This is a genomic window from Streptomyces sp. NPDC093260 (assembly GCF_040683715.1).
Lineage (GTDB): Bacteria > Actinomycetota > Actinomycetes > Streptomycetales > Streptomycetaceae > Streptomyces > Streptomyces sennicomposti.
This window is the reverse complement of sequence record NZ_JBFBEK010000019.1, coordinates 1-21,143: the sequence shown is the minus strand read 5'-3', so window position 1 is coordinate 21,143 and position 21,143 is coordinate 1. Positions and strand designations below refer to the sequence as shown.

17 protein-coding genes and 2 pseudogenes are annotated in these 21,143 nt (G+C 73.0%); 14 read left to right on the top strand and 5 right to left on the bottom strand.

Going from position 1 to position 21,143, the window contains the following annotated elements; translation table 11 throughout:
- The first annotated feature begins 507 nt into the window (after positions 1–507).
- The 6 genes from AB0N63_RS23430 (at position 508) to AB0N63_RS23405 (ending at position 8,264) form a co-directional block, all read left to right on the top strand.
- On the top strand, positions 508–2,178 hold the full coding sequence (locus AB0N63_RS23430; RefSeq protein WP_365531098.1) for a hypothetical protein: 1,671 nt from the start codon (positions 508–510) through the stop codon (positions 2,176–2,178).
- On the top strand, positions 2,171–3,271 hold the full coding sequence (locus AB0N63_RS23425) for a Gfo/Idh/MocA family oxidoreductase (protein ID WP_365531096.1): 1,101 nt from the start codon (positions 2,171–2,173) through the stop codon (positions 3,269–3,271). The genes AB0N63_RS23430 and AB0N63_RS23425 overlap by 8 nt, the downstream gene beginning before the upstream one ends.
- Positions 3,268–4,389 (top strand): Gfo/Idh/MocA family oxidoreductase, encoded by a 1,122-nt coding sequence (locus AB0N63_RS23420; protein WP_365531094.1) that lies wholly within the window; start codon positions 3,268–3,270, stop codon positions 4,387–4,389. The genes AB0N63_RS23425 and AB0N63_RS23420 overlap by 4 nt, the downstream gene beginning before the upstream one ends.
- On the top strand, positions 4,386–5,651 hold the full coding sequence (locus tag AB0N63_RS23415; RefSeq protein ID WP_365531092.1) for a radical SAM protein: 1,266 nt from the start codon (positions 4,386–4,388) through the stop codon (positions 5,649–5,651). The genes AB0N63_RS23420 and AB0N63_RS23415 overlap by 4 nt, the downstream gene beginning before the upstream one ends.
- Positions 5,652–5,730: 79 nt before the next feature.
- On the top strand, positions 5,731–6,951 hold the full coding sequence (locus AB0N63_RS23410) for an MFS transporter (protein ID WP_365531090.1): 1,221 nt from the start codon (positions 5,731–5,733) through the stop codon (positions 6,949–6,951).
- A 20-nt stretch (positions 6,952–6,971) separates the two neighbouring features.
- Complete coding sequence (locus tag AB0N63_RS23405; RefSeq protein ID WP_365531088.1) at positions 6,972–8,264, top strand: hypothetical protein; 1,293 nt, start codon at positions 6,972–6,974, stop codon at positions 8,262–8,264.
- Positions 8,265–8,328: 64 nt separating this feature from the next.
- Here AB0N63_RS23405 and AB0N63_RS23400 read toward each other — a convergent pair whose 3' ends face one another.
- Positions 8,329–9,078 (bottom strand): alpha/beta fold hydrolase, encoded by a 750-nt coding sequence (locus tag AB0N63_RS23400; RefSeq protein WP_365531086.1) that lies wholly within the window; start codon positions 9,076–9,078, stop codon positions 8,329–8,331.
- Positions 9,079–9,141: 63 nt separating this feature from the next.
- Between AB0N63_RS23400 and AB0N63_RS23395 the strand changes: the two genes are divergently transcribed.
- The 4 genes from AB0N63_RS23395 to AB0N63_RS23380 all read left to right on the top strand — a co-directional run bounded on the left by AB0N63_RS23395 (position 9,142) and on the right by AB0N63_RS23380 (position 14,078).
- A complete protein-coding gene (locus tag AB0N63_RS23395; RefSeq protein WP_365531085.1) occupies positions 9,142–9,630 on the top strand; it encodes a MarR family winged helix-turn-helix transcriptional regulator in 489 nt (162 codons plus the stop codon).
- A gap of 53 nt (positions 9,631–9,683) precedes the next feature.
- Entirely contained in the window at positions 9,684–10,226 is a 543-nt protein-coding gene (locus AB0N63_RS23390) for a GNAT family N-acetyltransferase (protein ID WP_365531083.1), read from the top strand.
- Positions 10,227–11,042: 816 nt separating this feature from the next.
- Positions 11,043–12,623, top strand: coding sequence for a PE-PGRS family protein (locus AB0N63_RS23385; RefSeq protein WP_365531081.1), 1,581 nt, complete (start codon positions 11,043–11,045; stop codon positions 12,621–12,623).
- A gap of 222 nt (positions 12,624–12,845) precedes the next feature.
- Positions 12,846–14,078: a GNAT family N-acetyltransferase gene (locus AB0N63_RS23380; protein WP_365531079.1), complete on the top strand. Its 1,233-nt coding sequence runs from the start codon at positions 12,846–12,848 to the stop codon at positions 14,076–14,078.
- 138 nt (positions 14,079–14,216) lie between these two features.
- Here the strand turns inward: AB0N63_RS23380 and AB0N63_RS23375 are convergent, their stop codons facing one another.
- Positions 14,217–14,477 carry a hypothetical protein gene (locus AB0N63_RS23375; protein ID WP_365531078.1) on the bottom strand — a complete coding sequence of 87 codons (261 nt, stop codon included), beginning with the start codon at positions 14,475–14,477 and terminating at the stop codon, positions 14,217–14,219.
- A 162-nt stretch (positions 14,478–14,639) separates the two neighbouring features.
- Complete coding sequence (locus AB0N63_RS23370) at positions 14,640–16,019, bottom strand: histidine-type phosphatase (RefSeq protein WP_365531076.1); 1,380 nt, start codon at positions 16,017–16,019, stop codon at positions 14,640–14,642.
- Between the two features lie 233 nt (positions 16,020–16,252).
- On the opposite strand from AB0N63_RS23370, the gene AB0N63_RS23365 reads away from it, so the two are divergent.
- Both AB0N63_RS23365 and AB0N63_RS23360 read left to right on the top strand, forming a co-directional pair.
- Positions 16,253–16,858, top strand: a complete 606-nt coding sequence (locus AB0N63_RS23365) for a class I SAM-dependent methyltransferase (RefSeq protein ID WP_365531074.1) — start codon at positions 16,253–16,255, stop codon at positions 16,856–16,858.
- A 177-nt stretch (positions 16,859–17,035) separates the two neighbouring features.
- Complete coding sequence (locus AB0N63_RS23360; RefSeq protein WP_365531072.1) at positions 17,036–17,869, top strand: alpha/beta hydrolase; 834 nt, start codon at positions 17,036–17,038, stop codon at positions 17,867–17,869.
- Between the two features lie 133 nt (positions 17,870–18,002).
- Here AB0N63_RS23360 and AB0N63_RS23355 read toward each other — a convergent pair.
- Positions 18,003–18,203, bottom strand: a pseudogene (locus tag AB0N63_RS23355) (hypothetical protein); the annotation flags it as partial.
- Between the two features lie 86 nt (positions 18,204–18,289).
- Between AB0N63_RS23355 and AB0N63_RS23350 the strand changes: the two are divergent.
- Positions 18,290–18,807: pseudogene (locus tag AB0N63_RS23350) on the top strand (DUF2975 domain-containing protein).
- The gene (locus tag AB0N63_RS23345; protein ID WP_365531307.1) at positions 18,780–19,025 is read left to right on the top strand and encodes a helix-turn-helix transcriptional regulator; all 246 of its coding nucleotides are present in this window, start codon (positions 18,780–18,782) and stop codon (positions 19,023–19,025) included. Before AB0N63_RS23350 ends, AB0N63_RS23345 begins: the two are co-directional and overlap by 28 nt.
- Positions 19,026–19,159: 134 nt before the next feature.
- On the opposite strand, the gene AB0N63_RS23340 is transcribed toward AB0N63_RS23345, so the two are convergent.
- Positions 19,160–20,206 carry a hypothetical protein gene (locus AB0N63_RS23340; RefSeq protein WP_365531070.1) on the bottom strand — a complete coding sequence of 349 codons (1,047 nt, stop codon included), beginning with the start codon at positions 20,204–20,206 and terminating at the stop codon, positions 19,160–19,162.
- Positions 20,207–21,143 lie beyond the last annotated feature (937 nt).

Here is a 21,143-nt window from a genome sequence, read left to right as displayed (position 1 = left end):
ATGCGGTGACACGTGCGGGACCGGAATAGGCCAAGGCGAATGAGAACCGGCCATTCCATGGATCGGAGTACTTCGTTCCTTCGACGCGGTGAAATGCGGGATCAGGTGGCCTCTTACATCAGGACATGTCTGAATTGCCTTCACCAAACGAACGCGGGATCGGTGCAGACCTGTGGTTGACACGGCTCGCGCCGGGTCTATAGACCATGCAGTGCGGATCACGCCTTGTGATCCACCCGGTCCCGAAAAAGTGGCCGTACGGGCGAACCGTCTTTCTCGCCCGCCCGTCGTCCCGTTCTGCCTGGGAGGCGATTCCAGGCAGAAGGAAGGAATCCGACAGCGCTCCGCGTCCACCTGTGAATTTCGGGCCGTGGGGTCGGCCACTGCCCGGCGAGGTCGTGTACAGACGGCCCCGCCGGAGGAATTCATTTCGCCGTCATATCAGTCACCCAATGATGACACCCGCCATTCCGCATACCCGGAAGCGGGTGACGAAGGAGTGTGCACATGACGCTCAACGCCCTGATGGGCACTTCCCCGAACGGCGACGAACTGCCCCGGGCCGGCGCCACCGCACGGCTCCACACCGTGATCAGCGGCCACTGGCCCCCGGAGGTCCTGCTGCGCCTGCGCCTGAGGCGATGGCCGGACCCGGCGCAACCGCGCCCGCACGGCCACGAGGTGGCCGCCCTCGACGACGGCGGCTACGCGCACACCGTGGACACCGGCGCCGGCTACGTCACCGTGCAGTTCACACCCGAGCCGGACTCCGCGCCGCACTCGCTGGAGCACAGCGACCCGCCCACCCCGCGCTGGCGCGCCGCCGTGCTGACCGAAGGCGTCCGGCCGGACGATCCGGGGCCGGCCGCGCTCGCCCGGGCGCTGGCCGACGCCCTGCGCAGCGAGGGCGCCGCCTTCAGCGCGGCCGAGGTCGCGACGCTGTGGGAGGCGATGCCGCTGCTGCGCCGCTACGCCACCGAGGACGGCGCCCTCGCCGACTGGGCCCTGATCTTCCGTGACCACTACGTGGAGAACAGCGTCGGCTTCCTGCTGGCCGCCGAACGCGCCGGGTTCTCACCGCGGTGGATCTACGCCCTGGACAAGGGCGACAAGACCTTACGCAGGGATCGCGTGCACGGCTGGTTCCTGTCCCGGGGCTACCGCAGCGCCACCCTCGACAACTCCGTGGTGAACGGCTCCGCCACCGACGACGAGGTCCGCCGGGCACGCGACGTGGGCGCCGACGTCGACGCGTTCGTCCGGGCGGCACACGCCGAGGGACGGCGCGTGCTCATGGTCGACGACGGCGGCATCATCGCCCTCGGCTCCGCACGCGACCGCCTGGTCACCGAACAGCCAGACGCCGCACTGGAGTTGACTGTCAGCGGCCTCAAACGCATCTCGGCGGCAGCCGACATACGCCTGCCCGTCCTCAACATGGCGCGCTCCCAGGTCAAGACGCACCTGGCCTACAACGAGATCGCCGACTCCTGCGTCCGGCGGCTGCGCGCCATCGTGCCTGGGGAGAAGTTCGTCGGACGACGCGTGCTGTCCCTGGGCTTCGGCACCCTCGGCGCCCGCGTCGCCAGGGCGCTGCGCGCGACCGGGTGCCGCGTCACCGTCGTGGACACCGACACACTCGCCCTCGTCCGCGCCGCCGAGGAGGGCTTCGACACCGGCCGTTCGGCCCATGAGGCGCTGCGGCGCACCCGCCCCTTCCTGATCGTCGGCACCACCGGCGAGGACGCGTTCACCGAAGCCGACCTGGCCCTGCTGCCCGACGGCGTGCTCCTGGCCGGCTTCGCCACCCGCGACTTCAGCCTGCTGAGCGAGGGCCGCGTCGCGACGAAGAGGTCGGACGTCCCCGGCGTGGGCGTCCGCCACACCCTGTCCGGGGGACGCTCGGCCGTCCTTCTCGGCGACGGCCGGTCGCTGAACCTCTACACGTACGAGGGCATACCCAACCGGGGCTACGACGCCTACCGCGCCGCGACCCTGATCGCCGCCAAACACCTGTGCCGCTCCGCCCCGACCCTCACGCCCGGCATCCACCTCGGGGTCGTGGACGACGTGGTGCGCGACGCCGGACTGTACGACGCCTACTACGACACGTATCTCGCCGACACGGCCGGGCCGGCCGGAGCGGGCGCCGAGGACGGTGGGGACGCGCATGAATGACCTGCCCCGTGTGTGCGTCGTCGGCTGCGGGGTGGCCGGCCGGCTGCACCACCGCCTGCTGGAAGCCGCCGGCCTGCGCGTGTGCACCGTGGACCCGGCACTGACCGCCGCGCCCGCCGGCGCCCACCGCCTGCGCCCCGTCGAGCACAGCCCCACCGTGCGGGACGTGCCGGGCCCCGTGGACCTGTGGTCGCTGTGCACACCCACCCAGGTCCACGTCGACGTCCTGGCCGACGTCCTGGAGCGCGACCCGCGGGCCCGCGTCATCATGGAGAAGCCCGCCTGCCGGGCCCAGGACGTGCCCCGCCTCCTGGAGCTGCTGGAGCGGCATCCCGAGGCGCGCGTGGTCGTGATGAACCAGTACCGGCACGCCCACGCGCTGCGCCTGCTGGACGACCTGCGGCGCCAGCACGTGCCCGACCAGCCGGTGACGGCGGTGCGCGTGGCCTTCAGCAAGGACCGGCGCGCCGACATGGCGGCGGGCCGGTTCGTCGACCGCGACCACGGCGTCTTCGGCTACGAATGGCCGCACATGCTGGCCGTGGCGAGCCGGCTGCTGCCGCCCGACACCTACCGCGCCTACGTCGAGAGCCCCGTGGAGGACGTACGCGGCGTCGTCCACGACGACTACTTCGTCACGGCCGCCCGCGAACGCGCCGTACCGGCCGACGGCATCGAACTGGAACTGTACTCGTCGGTCGTCGGCGACCCGCCGGGGGACATCGGCGCCCCCGACTGGACCCACCCCTTCGGGCACTCCACCGGCGGCCGCCGACGCCTCGCCCAGATCCAGGCGGGCAACGCGCTGTTCACCGCCGAGATGGACCCCGTCGCCCTGCCGAACGGCGGCCGACTGCCCGCCAACACCCACCGGCTGACGGCTCAACTGCCCACCGGCTGCCAGGAGATGCTGGTGAACGACTCGCCCATGGACAACGCCCTGCGCACCGCGGTCGCCCGGCTGCTCGGCGACCAGCCCCTGCCCCCGGTCGACCTGCGGCCCGTGCACCGCATCAGCGCCCTCGCGGCCCGGTTCGGGCGGGACCGGGCGACGGCCGCCGCGGCCGGGCACCTCGGCGGAGGCGCCGTATGAGCAGACTCCGCTTCGGCGTCATCGGCTGCGGAGTGATCGGCGGCCTGCACGCCCGGGTGCTCAGCGCCTACCCGCCGCTCGCCGCACGGGCCCGGCTCGTCGCCGTCGCATCGCCCTCGCCCCGCCGCGCGCACCGGCTGGCCACGGAGACGGGCAGCGAGGCGACGGATGTGTCCGCCCTCCTCAACCGCTCTGATATCGATGTCATCAGCGTGTGCACCCCCAGCGGCCTCCACGCCGAACTGGGACTCCGGGCACTCGCCGCGGGCAAGCACATCGTCGTGGAGAAACCCGTCGACGTGACCGCCCACGCGGCGGACCGGCTGATCGCCGGCGCACGACGGGCCGGACGCGCCCTGGCCGTCATCAGCCAGCGCCGCTTCGACCCCGCCGCACGGATGCTGCGCTCCGCCCTCGACGCCGGGGAGCTGGGCACACCGACGTCCGGACTCGTGGAAGTCCCCCTGTGGCGCGGCCAGTCGTACTACGACTCGGGCGACTGGCGCGGCAGCCGGGCCCTGGACGGCGGCGGCGCACTGCTCAACCAGGGCGTGCACGCGGTCGACCTCATCCAGTGGCTGATGGGCCCGGTCGTCGAGGTCGCCGCGCACACCGCCCTCAAGGGGCACCGCGGCATCGAGGTCGAGGACGTCGTCACCGCCAGCCTGCGGCACGCCGGCGGCGCCCTGACGTCCCTGCTGGCGACGACCGCGGCCTACCCGGGGCGCACCACACGGGTGGCGGTGCACGGCGACCGGGGGAGCGCCGTCATCGACAACGACGAACTCGCCTACTTCCACGCCGCCGGGCCGCAGGACGACACCTCCGCCTACGGCGCCTACGGGGCGGGCAACCAGGCGGCCGATCGCCGCCCGGCCGCCCCCGCCGAGCAGCGCGACGCCAGCGGCCTGCTCCCCTCGCCGCACGGCGACCAACTCCTCGACTTCTGCGACGCCATCGCCGAGGGCCGCCCGCCCGCCGTCGACGGCGAGGAGGGCCGCAGGGCCCTGCTGACCGTCCTCGCGGTGTACGAGGCCGCGCGCACCGGGGCCGTCACCCGGGTGCCGTCGGCGCCGTCCCCCGATCCGTCCGCCCCCATGACCCCGGAGCCGGCATGACCACCGTGACCTTCGTCGTCGCCGCCGACGAGTTCGAACGCGACTTCCTGCAACTCCCCCTGGACGTGGCCAACGCGGCCGCCCTGCTGCGGCGGGACGGGGCGGACGTCGCCGTCTGGGACCGCCGCCTGAGCGACGAGGCGCCCCACGTCGGGCCGGTCGACGTGGCCGTCGTCGTGACGGCCATCGCCGACCGCGCCCAGTGCTACCCGCTCGATCTGGGCCCGGTGCGCACCGCCGTGGAAGAGGTCCGGCGGACCTGGCCGACGGCCGCCGTCCTCGCCGTCGGCCCGCACGCCACCCAACTGCCCGCGGCCACGCTCCGCGAACTCGGCGTGGACCACGTGGCACGCGGCGAGGCCGACGCGGCGGCGGTGCACGGCGTACGCGAACTGCTCAGCGGCAGACCCGTGCTGGGCGAGCTGCCGCTGACCGGGACGTACCCGCCGCTGGTCTTCGACGACGCCCCCCTGCCCGCCTACGACCTGCTGGACCTGACCGCGTACACGGCCGAGACGTTCACCGGCGGGCGGGTCAGGCGCGGGCCGTGCGGCATGGTGCTCGGCGTGCGCGGCTGCACCTACGGCTGCACCTTCTGCCATCTGCCGTTCGGCACGCGGATGCGCCCGCAGCCCGTGGACCGCACCCTCGCGGAGATCGGCGCGATGCGCGGACGCGGCGTGGACTCGCTGTTCTTCCTCGACTACGTCTTCGGTCTGCACCCGACCTTCTACAAGGACCTGTGCACCCACCTCACCGGAGCCGGCGTCGGCTGGAGCGGCCAGAGCCGGGCGGAGGTGGTCCTGCGCCAGGACGTGGACCTGTGGGCCGCCGCGGGCTGCAACGGCATGTGGCTGGGCGCCGAGTCGCCGGCGGTCGCCGAGACCGGCGTCGGCAAGCGCGTCCCGGCGGAGAAGATCGACGCGGCGATCCGCCGGCTCTCGAAGGCCGGGATCACCCCGTTCGCCTTCATCCTGCTGGGCCTGCCCGGCGACCCGGCCTGCCTGAGCGGCGAAGTGGTCGACTGGGCCGCCTCGCTGCCCGGCTACTTCGGGCTCAACCAGCTCTTCCTGCGCCCCGGCACCCCGCTCTACGACGAACTGGCCGCCGACTACAACGGCGGTGCCGAACCGACCACGTGGGCCGAGGTGGAGGCGGTGACCCGGCGCTACCGCGAGCGCTATCCGGTCAGCCTCGACGACCTGTGGCAGCGGCTCGTAGGGCTGCCGAACTACATCGGCAACGCGATGGCCGCCGTATGAACGCCGGGCACCCCCACCTCGGGTACGGCCAGGTGCGCCCGACCGTGCCCGCGACGCCGCGGCAGGGGTCCGTCGTACCGTGACCGCGGACGCACGGAGCGCGGCGCGCGCGGCGGCCGCCGCCCGGCCGGTACTGCCGCGCGCGTTCTGGTGGCTGTGGACCGCCACGCTCGTCAACCGGCTCGGCGGTTTCGTCGTCGTGTTCCTGTCGCTGTACGTGACGCTCGACCGGGGCCACTCGGCGTCCTTCGCCGGTCTGGTCACCACCCTCTACGGCGTCGGCGGGGCCGTCGGCGCCGTGGCCGGGGGGCTGCTCGCCGACCGGGTGGGCAGCCGGGCGACCCTGTTGGGCGCGCAGCTCCTGAGCGCCGCCGGCACGGGCGCGCTGGCGTTCACCCAGGGGCGCGCGGCGCTCGCGGTCACCGCGTGCCTGGTCGGCCTGGCGGGCAACGCCTCCCGGCCGGTCGTCCAGGCCGCGGTGGCCGACATGGTCCCCGCGCGGGCGCGGGTCAGGGCGTTCTCCCTCGTCTACTGGGCCGTCAACATCGGTGTGGCGGTGTCCGCCGCGCTCGCCGGAGTGCTGGCGCAGCACGGTTACACCCCGCTGTTCCTCGGCGAGGCGGCCGTCACGGTGCTGTGCGCGCTGACCGTGCACCGCACCGTGCCCGAGACCCGGCCCGATCCGGCACGGCCCGGGGACCGCTCCGACCCGGGCATGGCAGCGGGGGAACGGGCGCGGCGGCGCCGCTTCCTGGCCTTTGTGGCCGTGACCTTCCTGGTCGGGCTGCTGATGCAGGAGGTCAGCACCGCGCTGCCGCTCACCATGACCCGGGCGGGTCTGAGCGCACGCGACTACGGCCTGGTCATCAGCCTCAACGGCCTTCTCGTGGTGGCGTTGCAGCTCCCGGCGGGCCGGATCCTCGCACGCCACGGCCCGGCCGGCCCACTGGCCGTGGGGACCCTGCTGCTGGGGGCGGGGCTGGGGCTGACGGCCGTGGCGGCCTCCGTCGGCGTGTACGCGCTGACCGTCGTGGTGTGGACGGTCGGCGAGATCCTGCTGGCCCCGACCGCCATGGCGGCCGTGGCCGGTCTGGTGCCGGGCCCTGCGCACGGGCGGTACCAGGGCATGTACAGCTTCGCCTGGTCGGCTGCGGCGTGCGTCGCGCCGGTGGTCTCGGGCTACGCCCTGGAGACCGTCGGCCCGGCCACCCTGTGGGGCGCGAGCGCGGCGGTGGGCGCACTGGCGGCGGGGGCGTACGTCCTCGTCCTGCGCGGACGGCCCGAACGGCGCGAGAACTGACGAACGGAAAGGTGCCAGGGATGGCCGAGGAGATGACGTTCTGGGACTTCTCGAGGTCGCAGACGCTGAGTCGGTACAACGGCTCGAGGATCGACGTGCGGGAGATGGCGGCGCTGTGCGGCCTGCGCAGGGAGAGGGAGGCCGTCGAGGCCCCCCTGCCCTCCCCGGACGAGATGGCGGGAATCCACCCCCTGGCACTCAAGCGGCCGCGCCGGTGGGAGGCGGCCATCGGTGCGGTGATCTACGCCGCCAGCGGCCAGATCGCCTTGCGGGAGGAGATCATCGCGGCGCGGGAGCTGCTGGACCGGCTGCCGAGGACCGATCGGAGCACGCTCACCGTGTCGCGCGTGCTGGCGCTGGTCCCCGCCGTGATCGCCGGCTTCCGCTTCAGCCGAAGGAGCGGCGCGTTCAACCCGGAGGCCAACCGCTACCTGGAGGGCGCGCGCTTCCTCTCGGCCCTGCTGCGGGAACGGGCCGCCCTCGACGTGGAGATCGGGCTGTGCGCGCACCGGGCCGGGGTGCGCGACCCGGTCCTTCCCGACCATGTCAGCCCGACGGGCGCACAGCGCATGGTGGCGTTCGTCGCCTCGCTGATGGACAACTCGCGGGCGGTGGAGCGGACGGTCCGCGTCTCCCAGCAGACGGCGACCGACCGGGCGGCGAGCACCGTGAACTCCCTCGTCTTCACGCACTACGCGAACGAAGGGCGACTGGAACACTTCCTCCGCACCCTCGACCAGCACGCGGACGACATGAGGACGGTGCTGGCACACCACGACGCCCTCTCGGCGACGCGGTTCCGGTTCACTCCGCTCGACCCCTTCAGCGAGGCGGTCGAGCGGGACATGGAAGAGGTGTTCGGCCCGGACTGGTCCGGTGCCCCCGCCGATCCGAGGTGGAGACGCGGCGGGACGCTGGACACGGCCGTCGAGGAGGCGAAGGGGAAGATGGCGCGGTTCCTGCGGGACGCGCCGCTCGACGTCGACCGGCTGCTCCGGCTCCACAAGGACTCGGAACATCCCAGCGAACGCGGCGTGTCGGCGCTCCACTGGTTCGACCGCCACCAGCGCCGGTCGCTGGAGGTCCGGGCCCGTCACGACGTCGCCTTCCACCACCGCCTGGCGCTCACCACCATGGGCGGGGACGGCGTGGGAATCGGCATGGAACGGGGCTGGGACGCCTACCAGTGGCTCGCGTGGAACGCCGCGTACGGCTCCGCCGGAACCGCGATGCCGCTCCTGTACGCCAGAAGCTCGACCGATCCGGCGAGCCACGTCTCCCTCAGAAGCTTCAACCTCCGCCAGTTCTGGTGACGGGGACGGGCGCCGTTCGCGCCGTGCCGTTCCAGCGGCGCCGCCGTTCCTGTGGCGAAAGACCCTAGCGGCGCGTGGTGCGCGCGGCGAAGTCGTCGAGCAGGGCGAAGGTGCGCTCCGGCTGTTCGAGGTGGGGCAAGTGACCTGCTTCCGCGATGAGTTCGAAGCGGGCGTCCTTGAACGACGCGGCGTACTGCTCGCCGTAGGCCGGGGTCACGATGCGGTCGCTCCCGCCCCACAGCACGAGCGTGGGGACGGTGACGGACGCGAGGCGGGGGCGGAGGGTGGGATCGCTCATGGCGGGTCCGCCCGAATAGAGGCGCAGGCTGGCCATATTGGCCTGGACGAGGGCGCGTTGCCCGGCGGGGACGGCCGCCGGGTCGACGTAGAAGCGGTCCGCGTCGTGGTACGCGTACTCGGCCACGCCTCGCGCGTCGAGGGCGAAGAAGTCCCGCACCGGTGCGCCCTCGACCTCGATGCCGACCGCGTTGATCAGGGCGATACCGCTGATCAGCCCCTCGGTGTCGGCGGTCGCCAGGTCGGCGGCGATCCAGCCGCCGAGCGAGGAGCCGATGACCAGGACGTCGGACAGGCGGTGGTCGCGCAGGAGGCGGAGGTAGGCGGCGGCCAGGTCGGCGACGCGCGTGAAGCCGTCGGGGCGGGGCGTGCCGTTCCAGCCCGGATGGGTGGGGAGCAGGACGCGGGCGGTCGCGGAGAAGTGCTCGGCGACGGTGGCCGGGCCGCCGCCTCCGTGCAGGACGAGGACGGGGCGGCCGGTGGCGGGGCCGGAAGCGGTGAGTGTCGGCTGTGTCATGCCGAGGACACTAACTAAGGATGTTTATATAAGCAAGCTTAGTCGGGATGTTAGCCTGGGAGCATGGCCGTCGAACTGCAGATCCTCGGAAGGGCCGTGAAGGCCGTCCAGTACCGTCAGCACCGGGCGCTGGACAGCCGTCTCGCCTCCGTCGGCAGCACGCTCGCGCAGTGGGACGCGCTGCGCGCGATCAGCCGCACGCCGGGCGCCAGCGCACGGGAACTGGCCGCGGCGACGTTCCAGAGCGAGCAGGCCTTCGGCACGCTCGCCGGACGACTGGTGGCCCAGCGACTCGTCGACCGGCGCCCCGGACACGGCCGGCGCATCGAACACCACCTCACGCCCGAAGGGGAGCGAGTCCTCAGGGCCGGCCACGAGGTCGCCGACTCGGTCCTCGCGGAGTGCTTCGAGGCCCTCACGGCGACCGAACGGGAGGCGTTGCTGGGACTGCTGACGAAAATCGGCGGCGACGCGAAGCCGGGCGCCGAACCCCGGCGACCGGGGCGCCCGGGAAGTGACGGCGGGGTCCCGGAATGCACCGGCACTCCCTGACCGCGCGCCCGGATATCCTGCCTCGCTCGACCAGGCCAGGGAGGTCCTTCACGATGAGCGGCACCACGTCCCCCTTCCCCCGGCGGGTCCGGCTCACGGGGGAGGGCATCGTCCTGCGCGACTGGACGGAGACGGACGTACCGGCCATGCCGGCCCTGTTCGACCACCCGGACATCGCCTACTGGACCCCGGTCGTCTCCCCGTTCGGCGAGGAGGCCGCCCGCGCCCGGCTGGACAAGGACCGCCGGCTGCGCGCGGAGGGCACGGCCCTGCTGCTCGCCGTCACGGCCGACGGCGGCGCACCCCTCGGCGAGGTGATGCTGCGGCGCGCGCCCGAGGGCACGGAACTCGGCTACGCGATCGGCCCGGCGCACCGGGGCCAGGGCCTCGCGGTACGGGCCGTGCGCGTCATGACGGCGTACGCCTTCGAGGAACTGGACGCGCGGCAGGTGATCCTGGAACTGGAGGCGGAGAACGCGGCCAGCGTCGCCGTCGCCACCAAGGCGGGCTTCAGGCTCCTCGACGTGCCGCTGATCACGGGCGAGGAGAAGGGGCGGCCCTACACCCTTCAGACGTGGGGCCTGGACCGCGTCTGAGGCCGGGACCTCCCGCAGCGGGCGCGGCGTGACGGAACGCGGCGACAGTCCTGCGGGGAGGGGGCGTCTTCCGTCGGCTGCCGGCCGGCCAGGGCCCCACCGCCGGCCCGGGGAACGCCATGACGCGCGTCCGGCCCACGCCGTGAGGGACGTCGGGCGCTGCGCGCGGCGGGCCTCCGGGTCGGTGGCGCGGGCGGCCCGGGCGACATGGCCGTCGGGGCGCGCCAGGACCTCGGTCACCGCGCGCAGGCCCGGGTGGTCGTCGTACCCGGTCACGGACACGACGGTGGCGCGCGACCCGGACTCCGGGCCGCCGGCACTCGCCGCGGGAGCGGACGGAGGGGGACACAGGGGGCGACAGCTGCCGGCAGCAGGCGCTCCCGCCCTGCCGCCGGACGGCCGGCGGGTTCGGGCGTACGGTCTCGGTGACGCCCTGCGACGGCGGTACGGAGGGGGTGGGGGCGATGGAGGGCCCGACGGCCGGGACCGGGACACGGCCGGGTGCGCACAGGAGGATCGCGCGGTCCGCCCCGGAGGTCTCCGTGACCGCCCGGCTCACCCATCTCCAGGGCGCGGCCGGGAACGCCGCCGTGCTGCGCGTGCTGGGACGAGGGCCGGCCGCCGGGAATGAGGCTCCGGGGACACCGGATCCTGCCCCTTAGGGCCTTCCCCGGCCACGCGGCCGTCGCCTACAACGAGGGGGCAGGAAAGCCGAGTCGCCAGAGAGGACCGCCTGTGCACTCCGTCGATCGGGAGCGCCCGAAGGCCGGCGAGCGGACATCGGGCACCACGCGCCGGACACAGCCGCCGACGACCATGAACACCGCGTGGGTCCGGCATCTCCAGCGCGTGGCCGACGGGGCCACCCCGTCGGCGGCCGTGGCCGGCCCGGAGACCGCGACCGCCGATCGGACCGGCCGGCAGGTCAAGGGCGCCGAGGCCATCGCCCGGCTGAGCCGGTCGATCGAACAGCACACGGTCCAGAGCAGGATGAAGAAGAACGTCTTCGCGCCGGGCACCTGGTGGCCCGAGCAGTGGATGGCAGAGGGGCCGGCCCGGCTCAGGAAGACCCTGGACCGGCGGGTGATGCGCGGCGAGGTGTTCAACGACCAGGAGCTGGACGACATCAGGCACCTCTCCGAGGTGAACGCGCAGTGGCTCGACGAGGTGGGCATCGGCACCTACGAGCAGGCGGAGAAGTACACCGGGGGACGCTTCGACGACTGGCTCAGGCTTCCCTCGGGAAAACGCGTGCTCACCGCCACCCTCGCCGTCCGCGCCGGTCACCCCGCCGTACGCGAGGCGGGCCGGGACACGCCGATCTCGCCGGACTACACGCTCGGCCGGTTCATGCTCACCCAGGCGCCCGCCACCTCGCCGGAGGAGAAGCGGGACCTGGAGCGGGAGCGCGACGAGCAGATCCGGGCGACGGCCGTCGACACCCTGTACCCGGCGGGGATCGCGCCCGAGCGCCTGCACCCGGACGGCATCCCCGGGACCGCCCCCGCGAAGGGCAAGGACGGGAGCACCGCGGTGGACTTCGCGGGCCAGGACATGCGGGCCCGCGAGATGCTCACCAAAGTGCTCCTCATCCTCCAGCACGGCCTCAAGCTGTACGACCCGGAGGCCGGCGCCCACGTGGCCGACCACGAGAAGGACGTCATCCGCGCCCTCGCCCACGGCGGCCGGGTCAACATCCGCATCCCCGCGCTGAGTTCCGCGAGCGCACCGGCCTACTCACTGCCCCAGTTCCTGGGGGTGACCCAGGACGACCGGACGAACACCCGCGCGGGGGACGTGATCGACCGGGGCTTCGCCACGCACCGCACCTCCATCGGGCCCAACAAGGAGGGCAAGCCGGGCACGTTCAAGGAGAAGGGCGGCCTGCTGGCGTCGCTCACCAACGCGGTGTCCGTCGGCGCCGACCGTCCGGACCTGTGGGGACAGAACATCTCCGGCGGTGGTCTCGGCTCCAGGGACTGGAACGGCGACGTGGTGCTGCCGGACGGGTCGCACGGCCACATGCTGCTGGTCCACCACCGGCCGACCACGAAGAAGGACGGTTCGCTCCAGATCGGCATCGAGACCCTCGCACCGCACGCCGTCAGCCCCGTGGGCTACCAGCACGACTTCCGCTCCACCGAGGCCACCGCCAACCCGGAGTCGGTGCTGCACGGCCACAAGGGCGACAAGGTCGGCTCCGGCGGGCTGGGCAAGAACGAACGACTGGTCGAGCTGGGGGAGTTGGGCCAGAAGCATGCCAGTGGCGACTGGCGCGCCTTCCTGGACGAGATCAAGAAGGAGTGGGACGCCGCGCTGGCCGAGACCGAGGAGGGGTCCCAGGAACGCCTGGCCCTCTACCAGGGCCTTGTCGGACCGCGGCGGCCGGGTCCCTGACGGCAGCGGCCGGGCCGTCCCGGAGACCCGCGCCGCCGACCGCTCGGACCGCCGCGCTCACGCCCGGCACCGCACCGGGAGCGGGCTGTGCCATGACCGGCCGCGCGCCGAGCCGTGATGCAGCCGAGCCGTAATTCATTTGACCAGGCCACGGTGTGAGGTTGCACTGTCTCCGGGCAGCGGAGCCGTGGTGCCCGGCAGCACGAGGAGGCAGCGGCAGCGATGCGGATCCGTCCCACGACCGACAAGGACCTCGACGTCTTCGTCGACACCGTCCACGCCGCCTTCGGGCGCTTCCCGGAGAGCCCGGTCGAGGGCGGCGGGCTCTGGTGGTCGGCGCTCGAGGCGGACCGCTGCGTCCTCGCCCTGACGGCCGACGAGCGGCCCGTCGGCACCGCCGCCACGTACGCCTTCGAGCTCACCCTGCCCGGTGGGACCCTCGTCCCGGCCGCCGGGGTGACGGCCGTCGGCGTCCTGCCCACGCACCGGCGCCGGGGCGTGCTCAGCGCCATGATGCGCCATCAGCTCACCGGACTGCGCGCCCACGGGGAGTTCCTCTCCGTGCTGCTGGCCTCGGAGGCCCCGATCTACGGCAGATTCGGCTACGGACCGGCCACCTACACGCAGCGGCTGACGTTGCGGCGCGACAAGGCCGGCCTCGCCCTTCCCCGGGCGCGCGGAGCGGCCGACCCGCCGGCGACCGGCCAGGACAACGGCTCGGTCGAGGTGCTGCGGCGCACCGAGTGCGGCGAGATCCTGGAAGAGGTCTACGACCGGTACCGCCGCGCCCAGCCCGGCGCGCTGTCCCGGCCGCACCGCTGGTGGGCCCTGCGCGCGGGCCGGCCCCCGATATCCCCGGCACCGCGCTACATCGCCGTCCACCGGGACGCCGACGGCGTCCCGGACGGCTACGCCAGCTACTCGCTCGGCGACGGCGGCACCCTGACGGTCGACGAGACGATCACCACCGACGACGCCGTCTTCACGGCCCTGGCCCGGTTCGTGCTCGGCCACGACCTGGTCACCCAGGTCGTGTTCCAGCACTTCCCGCCCCAGCACCCGCTGCGCTGGCAGCTCGCCGACTTCCGCGCCGGCGAGCTGAGCGGCGACACGGACTGGCTGTGGGTGCGGCTGCTGGACGTCCCGCGCGCGCTGACCGCGCGCGGCTGGTTCACGGACGGCGAACTCGTCCTGGACGTCGAGGACCCGTTCCTCGGCGAGCACGGCCGCCATCTGCTGAGCGTCCGGGACGGCAAGGCCGACTGCGTCCCGACGGACCGGGAGCCCGACCTGTCCCTGGACGTGCGCGACCTGGGCTCGGTGTACCTCGGCGGCACCGCCCCGAGCACACTCGTGCGGGCCGGGCACATCCGGGCCCACCGCCCGGGCGCGGCAGCCCTGGCCGACGCCCTCTTCCGGGGCGACCGCGCCCCGCACTGCCTGCACTGGTTCTGACCACGCGCCCGCTCGCCCCGCACGCGGGACGCGTTCCGCCCCGCACACACCAGAAGCAGCGGTGTGGTGCCGCGCCCCGCTGTGCGAGGGCTCGGCCGTTCTCCACACCGCTGGCTTCTGCGGTTCGTCCCGTCAGATTCAGCCGATGGACGAGGGGCAGACCACCGAGGTGACCTTGCCGACCGGGTTGCCGATGCCCAGAACGTTGGCGGCGACACCCAGGTCCTGGACGTTGATGAGGCCCTGCTGAGAGTCGACCTGACCCGTGCAGGTCTGGCTCTGCTTGATGTCGAACGCCGCACCGCCGTCGCCGCCGTGAGCCTGAGCCGCACCGGCACCGATGAAGCCGACGCTGCCGAGCATGGCCACGACGACAGCGGCCTTCTGGAACTTGCGCATTGCCTCTCCCTTTTCACAGAGATGTGCTTGCCGGCCGAAGATTTCAGCCACCGGAAGTATGATCACTTTCATCAGCTTTTATGCTGCTTAGGGCTGCCTGTACCGTTTTGGAGTAGGCAACTGCTTCCGAAGGCCCTCGCCCGACGGCGGCCGCCGCATCGCTCACCCGCGGCCGAAGCAGCGTTCCAGCTCATCGAGGGCGTAGAAGTAACTGCCCTTCGCGACCGGCTCGCAGGAGGGCTTGAAGGCGGTCTCCTTCTCGTCGTAGAGCATGCGGACCAGATAGGTGGCCGGCTTCCCGGGCCGACCCGAGGCGGGTGTGCTCGCGTACAGGTCCCACTGGATGTTCGCGGCCATGGGTGCGACCTCGGCCCCGCGCCACGGGTTGTCGCGGTAGGTGTACGGACGGTCCGGCGCGGCGGCCTCGGTGCTGCCGGGCAGCCCCATCAGGGCGGCGAGCGGTTCGATCTCCTCGGCGTGGGTGAAGCGGAGCACCGCGCCGGTGCCGCCGGTGCCGCCGGCCTTGGCCTCGACCTGGGCGAAGAGGTCGTCCAGGAGGACACCGGCCATGCCGTAGGTGATGGTCCGGCCCGCGAAGGCGGGTCCCTTGCCGTAGAACTCCTCGGCGTCGACGAGGTAGGCGAACCACCGGGCGTCCCGAGGAGTCAGATAGGGGCGCAGATCGACGTCCGGCGCCTCCGCGCTCAGGTCGGGCGCGGCGCTGTAGAGCCGGTGGAGCGACCGGGCGAACGAGATCTGCTCGGCGGGGGACAGCGTGGCGACGAAGTCGGGGCGGAAGAGACGCGTGGCCACGTGGCGGGCCGTTCGGGCCGTTCGGGGCCGGGCGTCGATGTCGGCGAGGACCGCGGCGAGGTCCGGGTCGTGCGCCAGATACTCCCGGTAGCCGGCGTTCTGGGGCTGCTTGTGGAAGTACAGCAGGTCCTTGTCGGTGACGGGGGCCTCGATCAGGCCGGTCAGCCCGGGCTCGCCGGCCACCAGACCGCCGGTGAACGCCTCGGCGCTGGCCACGGCGCGCGGCACCCCCGACGTCTCCACCACCACGGGCTCGTGTCCGGCGGCGATCGTGCGGAACAACGACGGGAGCCGCCGCTCCATGCGCAGCGCGATCTGCCGGTGTTCCCGCACGCCGCGCTCCGAGAGGTTCCCGTAGCCGAGGGCGGAAGCGGCGGCCAGCAGCGACCGCACCTGCGGGCCGAGGCGCGCACCGAGCGCGGTGAGGGAGTCGCTCGCCCGCGCTCTGCGCAGGACGGCGAGCACCGCGTCGCCGTCCTCGCTGTCCGCCATGGCGCGGGAGCCATGACGGGCGACGCTTTGGGTGAAGACGGGCACGAAGCCCCGCGGCGCTCGCTGGTACCGGCTCGGCGCCCCCCGCGGTGCGTAGGGGGCCTTCGTACCGTAGAGATCCCGGCCGGCGGACGCGGCGTCCTGCCGGTCCCGGGCGGAAGCGGTCCCCGGGGCGAACACGAGTCCGAGCGCCAGGGAGGCGGCCATGACGGTGAACAGATGGGTGGTGCGTTTCAAGACGGGCCTCCCGGATCGTCGCTCCCGACCGCCGTCGGCGGCTTCGGCGCTCCGCAACCTCGCATCCCCGGGGAACACCCGGCCGACCTCGCACGGTGGTCCGAGTGAGCCGGAGGCGAACGCCCGGTGAGTGGCGGGTTCCCCCGTTCCGGGGGGTGCGCGTGGTCCGGCCGGTTCGGCCGCTTCGGCCGCCCCGTCCTCCGGCGGCCACCGGTCGGCCTACGCTGGGCCTCATGAGCCGTTGGACGCAGTTGACCGGGGGAAAGCGCGGGAAGGACTACGCCGCACGGTTCGAGGCCCTGGCCCGCACAGGCAAGGACGTGCACGGGGAGGCGCGGTTCTGCACGGCCCTGGCGCCGGCAGGGGCGCGCGTGCTGGACGCCGGATGCGGCACCGGACGGGTCATGATCCGGCTCGCGGAACTCGGCTACGACTGCGTCGGGGTCGACCTGGACGCGTCGATGCTGGCCGTGGCCCGCGAACAGGCGCCGCACCTGCCCTGGTTCCAGGCCGATCTCGCGGAGCTCGATCCCGCCCGGCTCGGCATCCCCGGCGACTTCGACCTGGTCGTCGCGGCGGGCAACATCTTCCCGCTGCTCGCCCCCGGCACCGAGGCCGCGGTGGTCGCGCGCCTGTCCGCGGCCCTGCGGCCGGGCGGTCTGCTGGTCGCCGGCTTCGGCCTGGACGAGGCCCACCTGCCCGTGCCGCCCGGCCTCACGCTGCGGGAGTACGACGACTGCTGCGCGTCGGCCGGCCTCACCCCCGTCGACCGCTTCGCCACCTGGGACGCCGACCCGTACGACGGCGGCGGCTACGCCGTCAGCGTCCACCGCCGCTGAGGCGGAGCGGACGCCCGCAGCGGGCCCCGAGCAGGGGCGACCGACGCGTCACGGGCGGTGGGCGACCGTCCCCGCTCCGGCATGACCTGGCGGGTAATCGACCCGCGGCCCGCGCCCCGGAACCATGGACGACGTACCCGCTCGACGCGCCGCGTCACCGGACCCCGGGAGGTCTCCATGCCGTACTTCACCAGCCCCGTCGACGGCGCCCGCCTGCACTACGCCGACTACGGACCGGCCGACGGCCCCGTGGTGGTGTTCGTGCACGGCGCCTACTTCGGCACCGAGATGTGGGAGTTCCAGATGCTGCCGCTGGCGGAGAGCGGACACCGCTGCGTGGGCATGGACCGGCGCGGGCACGGCCGTTCCGAGGACGTGTGGGGCGGTTTCGACCTGGACACGCTGGCCGACGACCTGAACGGGCTGCTGGAACACCTCGACCTGCGGGAAGTCGCACTCGTCGGCCACTCGCTGGGCAGCGCGGAGATCGTGCGCTGTCTGACCCGGCACGGCACCGACCGGGTGAGCCGGGCGGCCTTCGTCGCCGGGATAGCACCGGGCGTGGTCCGCTCGGCCGACAACCCGGACGGTGTGGACTTCGAGACCCTGCGGGCCGCCCACGAGGTGATCCGCCGGGACCGGGCGGCGTTCTACGAGGGCGGAGCCCACGAGTACTTCGGCCTGCACGCATCCGGCAACGAGGTCTCGCCGGCCTACCTCCGCTACGCCGTCGACTGTTGCATGGCCTCCACCGCCCGGGCCGCGGACGCCGTCAACGCCGTGGTCCGCGAGGTGCACGTGGCCGCCGAACTGCCGGCCATCGACCTTCCGGTGCTCGTCGTGCACGGCACCCACGACACCTCGGCCCCCATCGAGGTGACCGGCCGCCGCAGCGCCGCGCTCCTGCCCGACAGCGTCCTGAAGGTCTACGACAACGGCGGCCACGGCCTGTACGCCACCCACGCCGACCGGCTGAACGCGGACCTGCGCGCGTTCCTGACCACGGACTGAACCGGAGGGCCTGCGCCGGCGCGTCCAGTGGACCGGCCGGTCCGCCGGCCACGGGAACCGCGCCTCGCTCAGCCACACCTCGTCCCGCAGCCTCGGGCCTGACCGTCCGGATCGCCCGGGCCCTCCGCGCCGATCAGCATCTGTCGCCCGGGGAGCGGACGGTGAGGTCACCGTAGGCCGACAGGGCGCGGGGCAGGTCGCCGGATGAGTGCCGCAGGATGGCGTCGAGGAAGGCGAGAGTGGTCGCGGCGACGACGTGCGGGCTCCCGGTGCGGCCCAGGGACCCGACCGTCGAGGGAACGGGCGGCAGGTACAGGGGCCCGACCACAGTCGTACCGGGCCCCCACCGGTGCGACCGCCCTCGCCCCCCTCGATCGAAAGTCGATAGGTTTCTGTCGCTGGTCGTGAGAAGGGCGAGTGATGGGAAAGCTGACAGTGCGCGCGCTGCGCGCCGTGCTCGTGGTCGTGCTCCACGGCACCGTGTTCGCGCATCGGGGATGGTGTGGTCCTTGGCCCGCGGGAGCGACCCGGTGGACGGAACGCTCCCGCTGACCGCACTGCCCCTGATCACGACCCTGGGGATGGTGACGGTCCAGGTCGCCCTGGCCCGCGTATGGCGGCCGGCGTCGATGGTCCGGCGCGTGACCGTGTTCTCCCACGCCGCCGTCCGGTACGTGGACGGCGTCATCGGCGCGATCGTCGCCGCCGCCCTCCTGTGGTGGGCGGTCACGGCCGTCAACGCGCCCGGCCAGCGGGACGACCCGGGCGTCACCCCCATCATGGGCGGCATCGGTCTGGCCGTCCTGGGGGCCGCGCTCATCGTGCTCCTACTGCGGACGCTGCTCGCCCAGGCCGTCGCACGCGACGGCGAAGCGGCGCGGATGCGGGCCGAGCTGGACGAGGTGATCTGCTGCCGATCGCCGTCGACATCGACGTGATGCCGGCCAGACGCAGGATGTCCGTCGGTGAGCTCGCTGAACGCGTCGGGATCACCTCGGCCAATCTCGCGGTGCTCAACAACGGCCGCGCCAAGGCGGTGCGCTTCGCGACGCTCGCCGCGCTCTGCGAGGCGCTCGAGTGCCAGCGGGGCGACCTGCTGCGCTGGGAGGCCGAGGAGGCCGTCGACCACAGCAGCCCCGCCGACGCCGCCGACTGACCCCGGGCGAGACGGTGTTCAGGAGCGGTGGAGGCTCCGGACGCGCCGCGGGCCGTCCACCACCCCGGAAGCCCGAGTCAGCAGGTCGCCGGGACCAGTACCCGGGTACCGGACCCGGGACCCACCCGGACCGGTCAGACGGGCTGGGCCTGCACCGCGGCCGGCGCAGGCGGTTGCGGTCGGGTGCGCAGCCGTACGGTCAGCGCACCGGCACAGCCGGCGAGGCTGCCGAAGACGAGCGCCGCGGACACACCCGAACCGATGGAGACGTAGTAGAGCAGGGGCCCGGCGGTACTCCCCTGGTAGGAGAGCAGCGAGGTCCAGAGCTCGCCCACCACCACGCCGAGGGTGGTGAGGGCGGCGCCGCCGAGCGCGCAGGCCGGGTAGGTCACGCGGTCGAGCCGGACCAGCAGCAGCCGCAGCCCCCACCAGACCACGACGAGCAGCGCCACATCGCCGAGCCGGTACAGCAGCCAGTGCCCGAAGGCGGAGCCGGTGGGCGTGGTCCAGGCACTGAGCTGGACCCACTGCCGCACCAGGTCACCGGGCTCGGACAGCCGCCCGCCGCCTCCGAACGCGGTCTGGATGTGCCCGGCCACCCGGTCGTTGGAGAGCACGACGAGGGCGAAGGCGACCACGGCGGAACCTGCGGTCGCGGCGAACCGCGCGGTGGCCGTGGCCGGCACGGCGGGGCGTGGTTCCGACGCCGCCTCGCGCCGCAGTAGTGCCATGAGACCTGTGGCCGCCGCCGCGGCCACCAAGGCGGCGCCCACCGGGAGTTCGCGGCCCTGGGACATGAAGCTTGCGAGGTGGGGCAGCAGCCGGAAGGCCGCCGATCCGCCGGAAGCGACCATCCAGGGCGCGGAGACGGCGACGGCGAGCATGGCCGCGACGACGCCCCATCCCCACAGGGTTGCCACGCAGAGCGCCGCGCGCCCGGCGCCGCGGCCCGAGAGCCGGCGCAGCAGCGGCAGCGCGCCGCACGGGAAGAGGAGGACGAGCGCGGCGTACCGCACCCGCATCGCGGTCTGCCGCAGAGCCGCGTAGTCCACGCCGTGACCGACCGCGCCGGCGGGATCGGCGAACCGGTTCGAGGACGGGAGGTCCGTCGACCACGGCGTCGTCCACGCCAGCAGACGGTTCGCCTGGTCGGGGCCGAAGAACCGCGTGGCGCCGGGCAAACTGAGTGCGTGAGCGCCGGAACCCGCCCACCAGAGCAGTCCAGCCAGCAACAGCGATCCGAAGAGCGCCGGTCCGAGCACGCGCCGATACGTCATTGGTTCGTCCCCACCCCTGGCCCGCCCGCGTACACGGGTTCCGCCCCCGCCGGTCGGCGAAGACATGACAACGGCGACAGGTGTATCAGACACCGAAGGCGCGGGCACCTGCGCTAGCGCGATATGAGTACGCGTACCTACACATACTCACAGCAGGCGCACATGCCGCGCGGCCGGGGATGAACCACGCCGACGACTGAGGTGCCGTTCAGCCGGACGGCCCGCGGTGGCGATCGACCCGGAGCGGTGGCCAAAACGCCGAGCACGACCTCGCCCCGGCGCCCGGCGGCCCAGTTGCCCGTGACGCCCGGCAGCACGCCGCCGCACAACGATCCCTGCGGGGGGTTGACACACCTCGCCGCGATCCGTAAGGTACTTCGAGTTGTCCGACGTGAGAGCCCGACTCCGGTCGGTCCCCGGGCAGCCATTCCGCAAGTACTCAGGCCTTTTCGGCGACAGTCGTGCAATACGTCTGCCGTCGTGTTCATGGGCGCGTGTATTCACGGAATGAGGAATCCGCGTTCGCGAGAACGCAGTCCCCGATTCGCTCGGGGACACGGAATCCGCTAAAGTCTCACTCGTCGGAACGGCCCAACGGGCCGGGAAGACGGCCCCGCTGACCGGGGATCAGGTCGAGAAAAGATCTGATAAAGTCGGAACCGCCGGAAAGGATAACGCGGAAGCGGGAACCTGGAAAGCGCCGAGGAAATCGGGTCGGGAAGATCTGGTAGAGTCGGAAACGCAAGACCGAAGGGAAGCGCCCGGAGGAAAGCCCGAGAGGGTGAGTACGAAGGAAGCGTCCGTTCCTTGAGAACTCAACAGCGTGCCAAAAGTCAACGCC

What these genes read in the sequence shown, in the direction of transcription:
- AB0N63_RS23430 (WP_365531098.1), top strand. Translation starts at nt 508, where the DNA reads ATGACGCTCAACGCCCTGATGGGCACTTCCCCGAACGGCGACGAACTG.
- AB0N63_RS23425 (WP_365531096.1), top strand. Translation starts at nt 2,171, where the DNA reads ATGAATGACCTGCCCCGTGTGTGCGTCGTCGGCTGCGGGGTGGCCGGC.
- AB0N63_RS23415 (WP_365531092.1), top strand. Translation starts at nt 4,386, where the DNA reads ATGACCACCGTGACCTTCGTCGTCGCCGCCGACGAGTTCGAACGCGAC.
- AB0N63_RS23395 (WP_365531085.1), top strand. Translation starts at nt 9,142, where the DNA reads ATGGCCGTCGAACTGCAGATCCTCGGAAGGGCCGTGAAGGCCGTCCAG.
- AB0N63_RS23420 (WP_365531094.1), top strand. Translation starts at nt 3,268, where the DNA reads ATGAGCAGACTCCGCTTCGGCGTCATCGGCTGCGGAGTGATCGGCGGC.
- AB0N63_RS23360 (WP_365531072.1), top strand. Translation starts at nt 17,036, where the DNA reads ATGCCGTACTTCACCAGCCCCGTCGACGGCGCCCGCCTGCACTACGCC.
- AB0N63_RS23380 (WP_365531079.1), top strand. Translation starts at nt 12,846, where the DNA reads ATGCGGATCCGTCCCACGACCGACAAGGACCTCGACGTCTTCGTCGAC.
- AB0N63_RS23400 (WP_365531086.1), bottom strand. Translation starts at nt 9,078, where the DNA reads ATGACACAGCCGACACTCACCGCTTCCGGCCCCGCCACCGGCCGCCCC.
- AB0N63_RS23365 (WP_365531074.1), top strand. Translation starts at nt 16,253, where the DNA reads ATGAGCCGTTGGACGCAGTTGACCGGGGGAAAGCGCGGGAAGGACTAC.
- AB0N63_RS23375 (WP_365531078.1), bottom strand. Translation starts at nt 14,477, where the DNA reads ATGCGCAAGTTCCAGAAGGCCGCTGTCGTCGTGGCCATGCTCGGCAGC.
- AB0N63_RS23390 (WP_365531083.1), top strand. Translation starts at nt 9,684, where the DNA reads ATGAGCGGCACCACGTCCCCCTTCCCCCGGCGGGTCCGGCTCACGGGG.
- AB0N63_RS23405 (WP_365531088.1), top strand. Translation starts at nt 6,972, where the DNA reads ATGGCCGAGGAGATGACGTTCTGGGACTTCTCGAGGTCGCAGACGCTG.
- AB0N63_RS23385 (WP_365531081.1), top strand. Translation starts at nt 11,043, where the DNA reads ATGAACACCGCGTGGGTCCGGCATCTCCAGCGCGTGGCCGACGGGGCC.